This window comes from Streptomyces sp. NPDC053048, from assembly GCF_044547045.1.
GTDB lineage: Bacteria > Actinomycetota > Actinomycetes > Streptomycetales > Streptomycetaceae > Streptomyces.
On record NZ_JBITZS010000006.1, the window covers coordinates 298899 to 313532 of the forward strand.

Below are 14634 nucleotides of genomic sequence, written 5' to 3' on the forward strand. Positions count from 1 at the left end.
TGACGACCGGAGAAGCGCGGGCGGCCGGGCCGGCCCTTGACCTCAAGTCCACTTCAGGTGTGAGGCTTCAGCCATGACCACTCCCACGGATCACATCGCCATCAGCACGCACGTCAGCACGCACGTCAGCGCCCTCATCAGCGGCCTCTTCCTCGAGCTCGACAAGCGGGAGTTCGCGCCGGACTGGGCCCGCTCCTACTTCACCGACGACACGCGCATGGTGACGCCCATCGGCATCGTCGAGGGCATCGAAGCCGTGCGGCAGCACACCGAGGAGGCGATCGGGAGGTTCGCACGCACCCAGCACACCGCTTCCGACGTGCTGGTCCGTCATGACGCCACCACAGGACGGACCACTGTCTCGTGGAACGCCCTGATGACGCACGTGCACCTCGACTCCACCCTCCAGGCACGTGGCGCGGACGCCAACCCCCTCTTCACCGTCGGCGGCCGCTACGAGGCCGAACTGATCGACACCCCGGACGGCCGGCGCCTCCGCCACGTGACCGTCGACGCCATCTGGACCACGGGCGAACCGCCCGTCCTCCCCGTCGGAGCCCTGCGGATATAGGGGATATAGCGGATACCGCGGATACCGCGGATACAGCCGTTCACCCGGCTCGCTCCTCCTCCACCACCACCAGCGCCGGCGTCGACCGCGTCAGCACCTCGCCGCGGAAGAACTCCGGGCTGCGGCGCCGCATCAGCTCCATGAGCGCGGCGCCGACGACCAGCAGGCCCACCCCGATCACGAAGACCGAGCCGACGCCGAGCACCGCGCTGCCGCTGCCGTACTCCGGATCCCACATGTCGTACAGCGTCTTGCAGAAGACGGCCGCCAGCAGCAGTCCGCCCACCACAGGGAAGACGCCCTTCAGCAGCGCGTCCCGCGCCGACTTCCGCAGCTCGCCGCGGAAGAACCACGCGCAGGCGAACGCCGTGATCGAGTAGTAGAAGCAGATCATCAGGCCCAGCGCGTACACCGTGTCGATCAGGATGTTCTCGCTGAGGAAGCTCATCACCGCGTAGAAGACGCCGGTGGCCGCCCCGGCGGCGATCGTCGCGCGCCCGGGGGACTTGAAGCGCGGGTGTATGCGGGCGAAGGACGGCGGCAGCGCCCGGTAGCTGCTCATGGCGAGCACGGTCCGCGCGACCGGCAGGAACGTCGTCTGCAGGCTGGCGGCCGCCGACGCCAGGACGGCGACGAACAGCAGGACGCCCAGTCCCGTGCCCATCACGGGGTCGGCCAGCGCGGCGAAGACGTTGCCGGAGGTGTCGGGGTTGCCGAGGCCGGTGCCCTTGTCGCCGACGCCCGAGAACATCTGGGCGGCCACGGCCGTCAGCAGGTACGAGCCGACGAGCACGACCATGGCGAGGAGAGCGGCCCGTCCGGGGGTCTTCGCGCTGCCCTGCGTCTCCTCGTTCACCGTCAGGCAGGCGTCCCACCCCCAGTACATGAAGATCGACAGTGACAGGCCGGCCGTGAAGGCGCTGAAGGACTCCACGCCGAAGGGGTTGAGCCACGTCCAGGAGAAGTCGATGGAGCCGGCGAGCTCGCCGGAACGGGCCTTGGTGACAGCCATCGCGACGAACACCGCCAGCACCGCCAGCTGGAGGCCGACCAGCGCGTACTGCACGCCCTTGGTCGCGGTCATCCCGCGGTAGCTGACGGCGGTCGCGACGGCGATGAAGGCCAGGCAGGTCGCCACATGGACGATCCGGTCGTCGTCGAGGGCGGCGATGCCGTCGTTGCCGGTGATCTCGCCCAGCAGCAGGTAGAAGAAGGAGGTCGCGACGCCCGCGAGGTTCGACAGCACGATGATGGTCGCGATGACCAGACCCCAGCCGCACATCCAGCCGACGCGGGGGCCGAAGGCCCGTACCGTCCAGGTGAAGGACGTACCGCAGTCGGGCAGCGCGGCGTTGAGCTCGCGGTAGGCGAAGGCGACGAGCAGCATCGGGAGGAAGCCCGCGAGGAAGACGGCGGGCATCTGCACCCCCACCTCACCGACGGTCGGGCCGAGGGTGGACGTCAGGCAGTACACGGGCGCGACGGTGGAGATCCCGATGACGGCACTGCCCAGCAGGCCGACGGAATTCCCGCTGAGTCCCTTGGCGCGCACTCTTCCCGCGTCGCGGCCGGCGACGCTCATTACCGTGTCTCCGGCCCGTGGCCGCGGATGTACGTGAACCATGGCGAGGACGTTAAGTCCTGCTGTTTCCGCAACCGGAGGGCAAACATCCGGAGAGCGAACCTTTAACGGGCCGCCGACTGAGATGAGTTGACCTTGCAAACGAAGGGGGTTCGCGGGTTACGACCGGTAACATCGCGACCCCACCGCCCGCGCATCCTCCTACGGGAACCGCACCCGAGCCCCTTTTGCCCCGATTCAAAATTTTCCCGCCGCCGACGTTCACGCCATCCCCGACGTTCACGCCCTCCCCGACGTTCACGCCCTCCCCGGCATTCCCGCCATCCCCGCCCTTCACGCCGTCCCCACCGTCTCCGTGTCCCGCCCCGACCGCAGCACCCGCCCCGGCACCGCCCCCGTCACCACGTCGTGCCGCACCGTCTCCACCCCGTTGACGCGCACGCTCACCACTCCCACCGCCCGCGCGTCCAGCCGTGCGCCGCCGCCGGGCAGGTCGCGCACCAGCGTCGCCGCCCCCGCGTCGATCCGTTCCGGATCGAACAGCACCAGGTCCGCGCACCAGCCCTCGGCGATCCGGCCCCGCCCGCGCAGTCCGAACAGCCGCGCCGGCGCGTCGCTCAGCATCCGCACCGCCCGCTCCAGCGGCACCAGCCGCCGCCCCCGCAGGCAGTCACCCAGAAAGCGCGTCGTGTAGGGCGCGCCGCACATCCGGTCCAGGTGCGCCCCCGCGTCCGAGCCGCCCAGCAGCACGTCCTCGTGGTCCCAGACGCGGCGGCGCAGCTCCCAGCTGGCCGGGTCGTTGTCCGTCGGCATCGGCCACAGGACCGTGCGCAGCTCGTCGGTGACGCAGATGTCGACCAGTGTCGCGAAGGGGTCGGTGCCCCGCTCGGTGGCGATGTCCTCGACCACCCGCCCGGTCAGGCCGTCGTTCTCCTTGGCGTACGTGTCACCGATGACGTACCGGCCGAAGTCGGTCAGCCGCCGGAAGACGCCCGCCTCCGGGCTCGCCGCGCCCCGCAGCAGTGCGGCCCGCACGGCCGGGTCGCGCAGCCGGTCGATCCGCTCGGGCACCGGCAGGCCGAGCACGTCGCCCCAGCCGGGCAGGAGGTTGAGGGCGCAGAAGGTGCCCAGCGACATGTTCATGGGGGTGAGGATGGGCATCGTCAGGGCCACGATCCTCCCGCCACGCGCGCGTGCGCGCTCGCTCGGGGCGAGCTGGTGCGGCACGCGGTCGGGCGCGGCCGAGTCGATGGTGAAGACGTTCCAGTTCAGGGGGCGCCCGGCGGCGGCCGTCATCCGCACCAGCAGCTCGGACTCCTCCTCCGAGAAGCGGTCCAGGCAACCGGCGACGATCGCCTCCAGCTGGGTGCCCTCGTGTTCGCCGACCGCGCGGGCGAGGGCGAGGAGTTCGTCCGGCAGCGCGTGGCGGGAGGCCACCGGGTCGCCGGCGCCGTCGGAGTGGGAGTCGGACCGGGTGGTGGACAGGCCCCACGCCCCGGCGTCCATGGCCTCGTGCAGCAGCGCGACCATCCGCCGCAGCTGCGTCTCGTCGGGCGTGCCGCCCACGGCGTCCGGGCCCATCACGTACCGCCGCAGCGCGCAGTGGCCCACCATGAACCCGGCGTTGACGGCGATACCGGCGGCCCCCAGGGCGTCGAGGTAGTCGCCGAAGGACGACCAGTTCCACGGCGCGCCCTCCTCCAGGGCCGCCAGCGGCATGCCTTCGACCCTGCTCATCATCCGCCGCGTGTAGTCGGCGTCGGCGGGCCGGGCGGGGTTGAGCGGGGCGAGGGTGAACCCGCAGTTGCCCCCGACGACCGTGGTCACGCCGTGGCTCATGGACGGGGTGGCGTACGGATCCCAGAAGAGCTGCGCGTCGTAGTGCGTGTGCGGGTCGACGAAACCGGGGGCGAGGACGAGCCCGTCCGCGTCCTCCTCGACGCGCGCCCGCTCGCCGAGCCGTCCGCCCGCCTTCACCCTGACCGGGCCGCGTCCCCGGTGGCGCTCGATCACCGCGATGCGGCCGTCCCGTATGCCGACGTCGGCGACGTAGGCGGGCCCTCCGGTGCCGTCGACGACGGTGGCGCGGCGGTAGAGGTGGTCCAGCACGGTGATCGTGGTCCTCTCGCTCGGCGTTCCGGCGGCCGCGCGCGCCGGGCCGGCGGCACGCGCGCGTACAGCCCCCGTAAGCCCTGACAAACCCCAAGGGCCGGGGCGGCGACCCGGGAGGCGCCGCCCCGGTGCGCGGGGGCGCCTCGCTCAGGCCCTGGCCGCGGCCTGGCGGAAGCGCGTGGTGCGGTGGACCGGGTCCGTGTCGATCTTCGGGACGACGTGCTCGCCGATGAGCCGGATCGTCCGCAGGGTGTCCTCGTACGGGACGCCCACCGGCAGCCCGAAGGACAGCTGGTCGGCTCCCGCCTGCTCCCAGCGCTTGCACTGCCGGAAGACCTCGTCCGGGTCGCCGCAGATCATCAGCTCCTCGGCGATGAGCAGCTCGATGATCTCCTCGGTGTACTCGGGCAGCAGCTCGGGCCACCGCGGGATGCCCTCCGGACGCGGGAAGGTGTCGTGGTAGCGGAAGAGCAGCGACTGCAGGTAATGGAGACCGCCGCCGGCGGCGATCCGCACCGCCTCCTGGTGGGTCTCCGCGCAGATCGCGGTCGTGGTGACCATGACGTTGTCGTTGACGAAGTCGCCGACGGGCCGGGCCTCCGCGACCGCCGTGCGGTAGGAGTCGACGACCCACTCCATGTCGGAGACCTTCTGCACGCTGAACCCCAGGACGCCCAGCCCCTTGCGGGCGGCCATCGCGTAGGAGGAGGGCGAGCCGGCGGCGTACCACATGGCGGGGTGGGAGGGCCCGTACGGCTTGGGCAGGATCCGGCGCGGCGGCAGCGACCAGTGGCGGCCGGTGAAGCCCTCGTACTCCCCCTGCCGCCACATCTTGGGGAATTCGGCGATCGTCTCTTCCCAGATCTCCTTGGTGGCGTCCATGTCGGTGACGCCCGGCAGGAAGCCCAGGATCTCGTGGCTGCCCGCGCCTCGCCCGGTGCCGAACTCGAAGCGCCCGCCGGAGAGGTGGTCGAGCATGGCGGCCTTCTCGGCGACCTTGGCGGGGTGGTTGACCTGCGGCAGCGGGTTGAAGATGCCGGAACCGAGGTGGATGCGCTCGGTGGCGTGGGCCAGGTAGCCGAGGAAGACGTCGTTGGCGGACAGGTGCGAGTACTCGTCCAGGAAGTGGTGCTCGGAGGCCCAGGCGTACTTGAAGCCGGACCTGTCCGCCTGGATGACGTATTCGGCCTCCTCCATCAGCGCGTGGTGCTCGGCCTGCGGGTCGGTCCGGGACCGGCTCGCCGGTACGTAGCCCTGCACGAAGATCCCGAACTCCACGGAGGCCACCGCCTGTCTTCCGATATTTCTGACTAGTCGTCAGATCGAGTAGGTGCGACTGTGGCACCGCGTGCGGGGAGCGTCAAGAGGCCGGTCGCCGGGCACCCCGGACCGCCGCCCTCGGCCGTCACGGATGCCCCTGGCCGCCACCCTCGACTCCTGGCCGCCCGAGGCCCTGGCCGCCCCTCAGGCCCCCGCCCACAGCCCGTCCCCTGTCAGCCCCAGCAGCTCGATCGCGTTGCCGCGCACGACCTTCTCGGTCACCTCGGGCGCGAGGTGGCCCATCTGCCGCTCGGCCACCTCCCGCGACCGGGGCCAGGTGGAGTCGGAGTGCGGGTAGTCCGTCTCGTAGAGGACGTTCCCGGCGCCGATGGCGTCCAGGTTGCGCAGGCCGAAGGCGTCGTCGAAGAAACAGCCGAAGACGTGCTCGGCGAACGCCTCCGACGGGGGCCGCAGCACCTTGTCGGCGATGCCGCCCCAGCCGCGGTTCTCCTCCCACACCACGTCCGCGCGCTCCAGGACGTACGGGATCCAGCCGATCTGACCCTCCGCGTACATGACGCGCAGGTCGGGGAAGCGGTCGAATTTGCCCGACATCAGCCAGTCGGCCATCGAGAAGCAGCAGTTGGCGAAGGTGAGCGCCGAACCGACGGCGGGCGGGGCGTCCTCCGACGTCGAGGGCATGCGCGAGGACGAACCGATGTGCATCGCCACGACCGTCCCGGTCTCGGCGCAGGCGCGCAGGAACGGATCCCAGTCGTCGGAGTGGACCGACGGCAGGCCCAGATGGGGCGGGATCTCGGAGAAACACACGGCCCGCACGCCCCGGGCGGCGTTGCGCCGCACCTCCTCGGCGGCCAGGGCCGCGTCCCACAGCGGCACGATGACGAGCGGGATCAGCCGGCCGCCCGCGGCCGGGCCGCACCACTCCTCGACCATCCAGTCGTTGTAGGCCCGAACGCACAGCAGCGCCAGCTCCCGGTCGGCGGCCTCGGTGAAGGTCTGGCCGCAGAAGCGCGGGAACGTCGGGAAGCACAGGGCCGACTGGACGTGATTGAGGTCCATGTCGGCCAGTCGCTCGGGAACGCTGTACGAACCCGGCCGCATCTGTTCGTAGGTGATTCCTTCGAGCCGGATCTCGTCCCTGGAGTATCCGACGGCGGTATCCAGCCGCGTGAGAGGACGGCACAAATCCTCATAGACCCACCAGTCCGCCACCGGCCCGTCGCCCCCGGGAGGCCCCATGACGGGTGCGAAGCGTCCGCCGACGAAGGTCATCTCCTTCACGGGGGCCCTTACGATCCTTGGCCCGACGTCGCGGAATTTCGCCGGAAGCCGGTTCCGCCAGACGTCGGAGGGCTCGACCGTGTGGTCGTCCACCGAGATTATCTTGGGGAAGCTCGCCATGGCCGACACGTTAGCGCCGATCTGACGCAGCGTCAGCCAAGCGGCCGGACGGCCCCCGGCGGGCCTCGTGGAGAGGCCGGACCCCTGCTGACGCAGAGGCCCTGAACAAGGCAGACTGGCCGGTGCGACCGAGCAGGACAGGGCAGGGGGTCACGATGGCCGGTGATACAGGGCACGGGCAGCAACTGCGTTTCGCCGTGCTCGGGCCCGTCCGCGCCTGGCGCGGGGAGGAACCACTCAGCACCGGCTCGCCGCAGCAGCGGGCCCTGCTCGCCGCCCTGCTGCTGCGCGGCGGGCGCACGGCGACGGCAGCGGAGCTGGTGGACGCCCTGTGGGGCGGCGAGCCGCCGCACGCGGCACTGGCGGCGCTGCGCACGTACGCCTCGCGGCTGCGGAAGGCCTTCGGCGCGGACGCGGAAGCGCTGGTGAGCGAGGCGGGCGGCTACGCGATACGCGTTCCCGCGGACGGGCTGGATATCGACGAGGCCGAACGGCTGGCCGCCGAGGCCGACAAGGCCCGCGGGCTCGGCGACCGGGCGCGGGCGCGGGAGTTGCTCAACCAGGCCCTGGCGCTGTGGGACGGCGAGCCGCTGGCCGGCCTGTCGGGGCCGTACGCCCAGACGCAGCGGACCCGGCTGGAGGAGTGGCGGCTGACGCTGATCGAGACCCGGCTCGACCTCGACCTCGAGGTCGGCGGGCACGCCGAGGCCGTCTCGGAGCTCACCGCCCTGACGGCCGCGCACCCGCTGCGCGAGCGGCTGCGCGAGCTGCTGATGCTCGCCCTGTACCGCAGCGGGCGGCAGGCCGAGGCGCTGGCGGTCTACGCGGACACCCGGCGGCTGCTGGCCGACGAGCTCGGCGTGGACCCGTGCGCCGAGCTCTCCGAGCTGCAGCAGCGCATCCTCAACGCCGACACCGACCTCACCGTGCACTTCTCCCCCGCCGAGCGCGGCTCGGCGGGCCCCACCTTCATCCGCCCCGCCCAGCTGCCCGCCACCGTCTCGGACTTCACCGGCCGCGCCGCGTTCGTCCACGAGCTCAGCGACCAGCTGGCCACCGCCGAGGGCCGCATCATGGCGGTCTCGGCCGTCGCGGGCATCGGCGGCGTCGGCAAGACCACCCTCGCCGTGCACGTCGCGCACGCCGCCCGGCACCGCTTCCCCGACGGCCAGCTGTATGTGGACCTGCAGGGCGCCGGGCCGGTCGTCGCCGAGCCGGAGGCGGTCCTCGGATCCTTCCTCCGCGCCCTCGGAGTGCCGGATTCCGCCATCCCGGAGGGCGTCGAGGAGCGCGCCGCCCTCTTCCGCTCCACCCTCGACGGCCGCAAGGTGCTCACCCTGCTGGACAACGCCCGCGACGCCGCCCAGGTCCGCCCGCTGCTGCCGGGCAACGAGGGCTGCGCCGCGCTCGTCACCAGCCGCATCCGCATGGTCGACCTGGCCGGCGCGCACCTGGTCGACCTGGACGTGATGAGCCCGGAGGAAGCGCTCGTCCTGTTCACCCGGATCGTCGGCGAGGAGCGGGTCGGCGCGGAGCGCGACGCCGCGATGGACGTCGTCGCCGCCTGCGGCTTCCTGCCGCTGGCCATCCGCATCGCCGCCTCCCGGCTGGCCGCCCGGCGCACCTGGACCGTGTCCGTCCTGGCCCGCAAGCTCGGGGACGAGCGCAGGCGCCTGGACGAGCTGCGGGCCGGCGACCTCGCCGTCAAGGCCACCTTCGAGCTGGGCTACGGGCAGCTCGAGCCCGCCCAGGCCCGCGCCTTCCGCCTGCTGGGCCTCGCCGACGGGCCGGACATCTCGCTCGCCGCCGCGGCCGCCGTCCTCGACCTGGACCCCGACGACACCGAGGAGCTGCTGGAGTCGCTGGTCGACACCTCGCTCCTGGAATCCGCCGCACCGGGCCGGTACCGCTTCCACGACCTCGTACGCCTCTACGCGCGTGCATGCGCCGAACGGGACGAGCAGCCGCCCGCCGAGCGCGCGGCCGCGATGTCCCGGCTGCTGGACTTCTACCTCGCCACCGCCGCCGGCGTGTACGTCCTGGAACGGCCCGGCGACCAGCTCCTGGCGCACCTGACCCCGACCTCCCACCCGGGCCTGACGTTCACCGACCGCAGCGCGGCCGGCGACTGGCTGTTCGCGGAAGCCGGCTGCCTGCTCGCCTGCGTCCGCCAGCACGCGAACGCCACCGGTGACACCCTGCGGCGCGCGGTGGACCTGCTGCTCGCGGCGAAGGACCTGGCCGAGTCCGGCGCCGACTCCCGCCAGTACGAACTGGCCGCCACCGCCCTGCTCGCCGCCACCCAGGCGGCCGGCGACGCCCGCGCCGAGGGGCGCGCGCGGACGGTGCTGACGCACGTCTACAACTGGTCCGACCGCTTCGCCCTGGCCGACGAGCACGGCCGCCACGCGGTGCTCCTCGGCCGCGCCAGCGACGACCCCATCGCCTGCTGCTACGGCTCCAACAACCGTGCCATCGCCGCCATCTACCAGCAGCGCCACGAGGACGCCGAGAAGTACGTCAGCCAGGCGCTGAGTTACTTCCGGGCGGACGGCAACAGGCCCGGCGAGGCGAGCACCCTGAGCAACCTCTCCCGGGTCCACCTGGGGACGGGACGGGTGCAGTCCGCCGTGCGCCTGGCCGAACAGGCGCTGGACATCTACCGCGAGGTCAACGTCTCCTGGCGGCTCGCCAACGGCCTCTACGCGTACGCCCTGGCGCTCACCGAGGCCGGGCGGTTCGACGACGCGCTGGCCCGGCTGCACGAGGCGCTGCCCATCTTCCGCGACAACCGGCAGCGGCTGTGGGAGGGCATGACCGTCTTCCGCATGGCCGAGCTGCACTTCGCCGCCCGCCGGCCCGCCCAGGCCGCCGCCCACGCCGAGCAGTCCCTGGTACAGCTGCGCGGCATCGGCGGGGCCAGGCGGCGCGCGACCACCCTGACCGTACTGGGCCGTTCCCTGGACGCACTGGGCCAGCCGGGCCGTGCCCACGCCTGCTGGACGGAGGCGCTGGCCATCTTCGAGCAGCTGGGCTCGCCGGAGGCGGCGGAGGTACGGGGGCTGCTGACGCCGGTGGCGGCGGCTTAGGGCGTTCTGCGGGACTGTGACGTGTGACGTGTGACGGTTCGTGACGGATTTCGGCGCGCCTTCAGAATGGTGCAAAAAGGGTCCGCAACTCTCCGAAAAACGCTGTCACGTGCCCGTTCATCGATCGTTTATCGCGAGACGGCACTCTAGAAGACGTCGATCCGTCGCGTCGGGGGGCAGGCGGGTCGTAGGTGAGGCCTCACCTTCAGGGTGAACAGCCCTGATGTGCCCGTCCGGCGGTCCTCGGGGGAGTCGCCGGGCGGGTTCTGCAGTCCCCATCAAACCTTACGACTCGCATTGACCACCTGGAGCAGACACCATGAGCGACGAGCCGCAGCTCAAGCCAGTCAAGGCAGCGCCGGGGGACGATCACCCCACCGGGGGTGAGCCGTTCGTCGCGATGCAGGCCCGGCCCGGGGACGACCACCCGACCGGGGGTGAGCCGTTCGTCGCGGCGCAGGCCCGGCCAGCGGACGACCACCCCACCGGGGGTGAACCGTTCGTCCTGAAGGACGACCACCCCACGAGTCCGCCGCCGCTGCGTCTGCTGGACGACCACCCGACGACCGAGAAGCCGTTCTGACCTGACGCGTGCGTCGGGGAGCTTCCGCCAGACATCGGCCGGAAGCTCCCGGACCCACCAGGTCCCCTGGGGGCGACGGGGGAAAACAGGGGACGAGGGAAGAGCGAGTCCCGGCCGGGAAACCGGCCGGCGGTGAACCGGCAGGGCGTCGGCAGGGCAAGCACCGGGGGATCCTGCCGGCGGCCTGACGGGGGACACGAAAGCGGTACCACGGGGGAAGCAGTACGACGGGGGAACGGGAAACGGGGGAACGGGAACGGACGCGGTACTGCCACGGGGGAACGAACACGGCAGCACGGGGGACGCGTCCACGGGGGAGCCCCTCGACGGGGGAAGCCACTCGACGGGGGAACCGTCCGGCAGTCAACGGGGACGGTTCGCGAGTGGCCGACGAGGGGCGGCAAGAACAACGGGGGATCGACAGGGGCCGGCGTCGACGGCGGGGAGGGGGAGCCGTCGATGCCGGCCCCTGCGTGTTGTTCCGGGCGCAGCCGCGCCCCACCGGACGGTTCGTCGCGACGTTCACCGGAGTCTCTACCGGAGCCTTTACCGGAGCCTTCAACCGGGACGTCCACCGACGATCACCACCCAGCGACCCATGCGCCACAACCCCCGAACAGAGGAGCAGCGATGAACCGCACGACGACGAACGCCCCGACGGCCCGCCGCCGCAGGACACTGGCGATACTCGGCGTCGCCGCCGCGGCCGCGATACTCGGCGCCGTCCCGGCCGTCGCCGACGACGACCACCCGGCCACCGAGACCGCCGCCGTGCAGCTCACCCGGGTCTTCGACGACCACGCGGACGGTGCCGACGACGACCACCCGGCCATCACCCTCAACGGCGGTTCGGACGACCACCCGGCCGACACCCACCACATCGCCTGACGCCCACCGCGTCGGACGATCCCACCGCGTCGGCTGACCGCACCACGCCAACCGACGCCCACCGCGCCGGACCGGGCTGACAGAACAGACGACTCGGCCCGTCCGGTGCTCGTGGGGCGGCTTCCTACCGTTGCGGCCCCTCACGGAGCACGCCCTTGAGCACCTTTCCCGCCGCGTTCCGCGGCAGCGCCGCCACGAACTCCACCTCCCTCGGCACCTTGTAGTTCGCCATCTCCCGCCGCGCCCACGCGATCAGCGCCTCCACCGTCACCCGAGGGCGCACGCCGGGGCTCCGCACCACGAACGCCTTGCCCACCTCGCCCAGGCGCGCGTCCGGCACCCCGACGACGGCCACCTCCGCGACCCCCGGATGCCGGCCCAGCACCTGCTCGATCTCGGCGGGGTACGCGTTGAACCCACCCACGATGAACAGGTCCTTCAACCGGTCGGTCACCCGGAGGTTGCCGTCCGCGTCCAGCACGCCGATGTCCCCGCTGTGCAGCCAGCCGTCCGCGTCGACGGCCCGCTCCGTAGCCTCCTCGTCCTCGAAGTAGCCGGACATCACCTGGTAACCGCGCACCAGGATCTCCCCGGCCTCACCGGCCGGCAGCGGAGCTCCGTCCGCCCCCACCACCCGCACCTCCGTGCCGGGAACGGGCCGCCCCGACGTACCGGCCACCACCTGGGCCGGGTCACCGCGCCGGCACATGGTGACCACCCCCGTGGCCTCGCTCATGCCGTACGCGGTCAGCACCGTCGGGATGCCCAGCTCGTCCGTCAGCCGGTCGATCAGCCGCCGGGGCACCACGGCCGCCCCCGTCACGACGACCCGCAGGGACGACAGGTCGTGGGCCGCCAGCCCCGGATGATCGAGCAGCGACTGGTACAGGGTGGGCGGCCCCGGCAAGACACTGATCCGCTCGGCACCGATGGTGGCCAGCACCGCCTCCGGACTGAAGACCGGCTGCGGAACCATCGTCGCGCCGCGCATCATCGCCGCGATGATGCCCGCCTTGTACCCGAAGGCGTGGAAGAAGGGGTTGACGATCAGATAGCGATCTCCTTCCCGTAGCCCGGCCAGCGTGCCCCAGTCCGCGAACGCACGCAGCGTCTGCGCATGGGTGATGACGGCCCCCTTGGGCACCCCCGTGGTGCCCGAGGTGAAGAGGATGTCGGACGCGGCACCGGGATCGACGGCGTCGGCCCGTGCCCGTACCGCCCCGGTGGGCACGGCGCCCCCGGCCGCGAGGAACTCCCGCCGGCTGAGGAAGTCGGCGGGAGCGTCGTCGGCCAGGACGACGACGTCCCGTAAGTGCGGCAGCCCCGGCAGCGGCCCCCGCCGAGGGCCGTCAGGCCCCGGGCCGGCCCCCGGACCCGTCCCCGGTCCGGCCCCCGCCGCGCTGCGCAGTGCGGCGACGTAGGACGTGCCGAGGAACGTGCCGGTGACGAAGAGGAGCCGGGCCCGTGTGCGCGCCAGGACCTGGACGGCCTCCGCGCCCTTGAAGCGGGTGTTGACCGGGACGAGCACCGCGCCGGCCGTCACCGCCCCCAGGGCGGAGACGATCCAGTCCAGGGTATTCGGGGCCCAGAGGGCCACCCGGTCCCCCGCCTCGACCCCGGCGGCCAGGCACGCGGCGGCGGCCCGCTCCACGCGCTCACCGAGCTGCCGGTAGGAGACCCGGGTGCGGCCCTCGACGACGGCCTCGCGGTCGGCGTAGCGCTCCGCCGCGATGCGGACGAGCCGGGGTATCGAGCCGAATTCCAGGTCACCGCGCATCGCATGCCCTCCCGGGCACCGGGCCGGCGCCCCGCCAACGCCAGTAGCTGACTGTTCGTCAGATTAGCGATACCCTTCCGCGCTGTCAGCATCGAAAGCGCAGGTCGCGCGCAGAACATCAGGACACTGAACACCCGAACGCCGAACACCAGGACGCGGAACAGCAGTCCGGAGGTCGTGATGACGGCAACACTCAAGGACACCACCGCGATCGTCGGCATCGGCCAGACCCCCTTCGCCCGACAACTTCCGGAATCCGAGAAAACCCTCGCGTGCCGCGCCGTCCTCGCCGCGCTGGACGACGCCGGCATCCACCCTTCCGAGGTCGACGCCTTCGCCTCGTACACCATGGAGGAGACCGACGAGGTCGAACTCGCCAAGGCCATCGGCGCGGGCGACGTGACCTTCTTCTCCCGGGTCGGCTACGGCGGAGGCGGCTCGTGCGCCACCGTCGCCCACCTCGCCGCCGCGATCACCACCGGCCAGGCCACCGTCGGCGTCGCCTGGCGCTCACGCAAGCGCGGCTCGGGCCCCCGTCCCTGGAGCAACGTCCGGGCCCAGCTGCCCACTCCGGGGCAGTGGACCCGTCCGTATGGCCTCCTCCGCCCCGCCGACGAGATCGCGATGCTCACCCGCCGCTATCTGCACGAGTACGGCGCCACCCGCGATCACCTCTTCAACGTCGCGCTGGCCTGCCGCAACCGCGCCAACCAGAACCCCGCCGCGGTGATGTACGAACGCCCGCTGACCCGCTCGATGTACATGTCCTCCCGCTGGATCAGCGAGCCGCTCTGCCTCTACGACAACTGCCTCGAGACGGACGGGGCACTGGCCTGCGTCGTCGTCTCCGCCGAGCGCGCCCGCGACTGCCGCCGCGCCCCGGTGTACGTCCACTCCGCCGCCCAGGGGCTTCCCGCCCAGCATCACGGCATGGTCAACTACTGGACCGACGACCCGCTGTCCGGCCCCTCCTGGACGGCGGCCCGGCAGCTCTGGAAGCACGCCGACTTCGGCCCCGGCGACGTCCATGTGGCCCAGATCTACGACGCGTTCACCGCGCTCGTCCCACTCTCGCTCGAGGGCTATGGCTTCTGCGGACGCGGGGAGGGCGCGGCTTTCACCGAGGGCGGCGCCCTCGAACTCGGCGGCCGGCTCCCGGTGAACACCGGTGGCGGCGGTCTCAGCGAGGCTTACGTCCATGGCTTCAACCTCATCAACGAGGGCGTCCGGCAACTCCGCGGCACCTCCACCGCGCAGGTGTCCGGCGCCGCGACCTGCCTGGTCACGGCGGGCGAGGGCGTCCCCACATCGGCACTGCTGCTGAGGAGTTGAGTGCTCATGTCCTCC

General features: G+C 72.1%; 10 protein-coding genes. 5 read left to right on the forward strand and 5 right to left on the reverse strand.

The genetic code is table 11. The features are described 5' to 3' along the window. Positions 1–73 precede the first annotated feature (73 nt). Entirely contained in the window at positions 74–571 is a 498-nt protein-coding gene (locus tag ACIG36_RS18000) for a nuclear transport factor 2 family protein (RefSeq protein ID WP_399928326.1), read from the forward strand. A 40-nt stretch (positions 572–611) separates the two neighbouring features. Here ACIG36_RS18000 and ACIG36_RS18005 read toward each other — a convergent pair whose 3' ends face one another. From ACIG36_RS18005 to ACIG36_RS18020, 4 genes are all read right to left on the reverse strand, one after another. Beyond that, positions 612–2195 carry an APC family permease gene (locus ACIG36_RS18005; protein ID WP_399928328.1) on the reverse strand — a complete coding sequence of 528 codons (1584 nt, stop codon included), beginning with the start codon at positions 2193–2195 and terminating at the stop codon, positions 612–614. Positions 2196–2486: 291 nt separating this feature from the next. Beyond that, on the reverse strand, positions 2487–4262 hold the full coding sequence (locus tag ACIG36_RS18010; RefSeq protein ID WP_399928331.1) for an amidohydrolase family protein: 1776 nt from the start codon (positions 4260–4262) through the stop codon (positions 2487–2489). Between the two features lie 150 nt (positions 4263–4412). After that, positions 4413–5543, reverse strand: coding sequence for an LLM class flavin-dependent oxidoreductase (locus ACIG36_RS18015; protein ID WP_399928334.1), 1131 nt, complete (start codon positions 5541–5543; stop codon positions 4413–4415). Positions 5544–5729: 186 nt separating this feature from the next. Continuing rightward, complete coding sequence (locus ACIG36_RS18020) at positions 5730–6950, reverse strand: amidohydrolase family protein (protein ID WP_399928336.1); 1221 nt, start codon at positions 6948–6950, stop codon at positions 5730–5732. A gap of 155 nt (positions 6951–7105) precedes the next feature. Here ACIG36_RS18020 and ACIG36_RS18025 point away from each other — a divergent pair, with 155 nt between their 5' ends. The 3 genes from ACIG36_RS18025 to ACIG36_RS18035 all read left to right on the forward strand — a co-directional run bounded on the left by ACIG36_RS18025 (position 7106) and on the right by ACIG36_RS18035 (position 11510). Then, positions 7106–10039: a BTAD domain-containing putative transcriptional regulator gene (locus ACIG36_RS18025; protein WP_399928339.1), complete on the forward strand. Its 2934-nt coding sequence runs from the start codon at positions 7106–7108 to the stop codon at positions 10037–10039. A gap of 319 nt (positions 10040–10358) precedes the next feature. After that, positions 10359–10622: a hypothetical protein gene (locus ACIG36_RS18030; RefSeq protein WP_399928341.1), complete on the forward strand. Its 264-nt coding sequence runs from the start codon at positions 10359–10361 to the stop codon at positions 10620–10622. Positions 10623–11252: 630 nt separating this feature from the next. Further along, entirely contained in the window at positions 11253–11510 is a 258-nt protein-coding gene (locus tag ACIG36_RS18035; protein ID WP_399928343.1) for a hypothetical protein, read from the forward strand. Positions 11511–11634: 124 nt separating this feature from the next. Here the strand turns inward: ACIG36_RS18035 and ACIG36_RS18040 are convergent, their stop codons facing one another. Continuing rightward, positions 11635–13287, reverse strand: coding sequence for an AMP-binding protein (locus ACIG36_RS18040; protein ID WP_399928346.1), 1653 nt, complete (start codon positions 13285–13287; stop codon positions 11635–11637). Between the two features lie 180 nt (positions 13288–13467). On the opposite strand from ACIG36_RS18040, the gene ACIG36_RS18045 reads away from it, so the two are divergent. Beyond that, the gene (locus tag ACIG36_RS18045; protein WP_399928347.1) at positions 13468–14619 is read left to right on the forward strand and encodes a lipid-transfer protein; all 1152 of its coding nucleotides are present in this window, start codon (positions 13468–13470) and stop codon (positions 14617–14619) included. Positions 14620–14634: the final 15 nt, after the last annotated feature.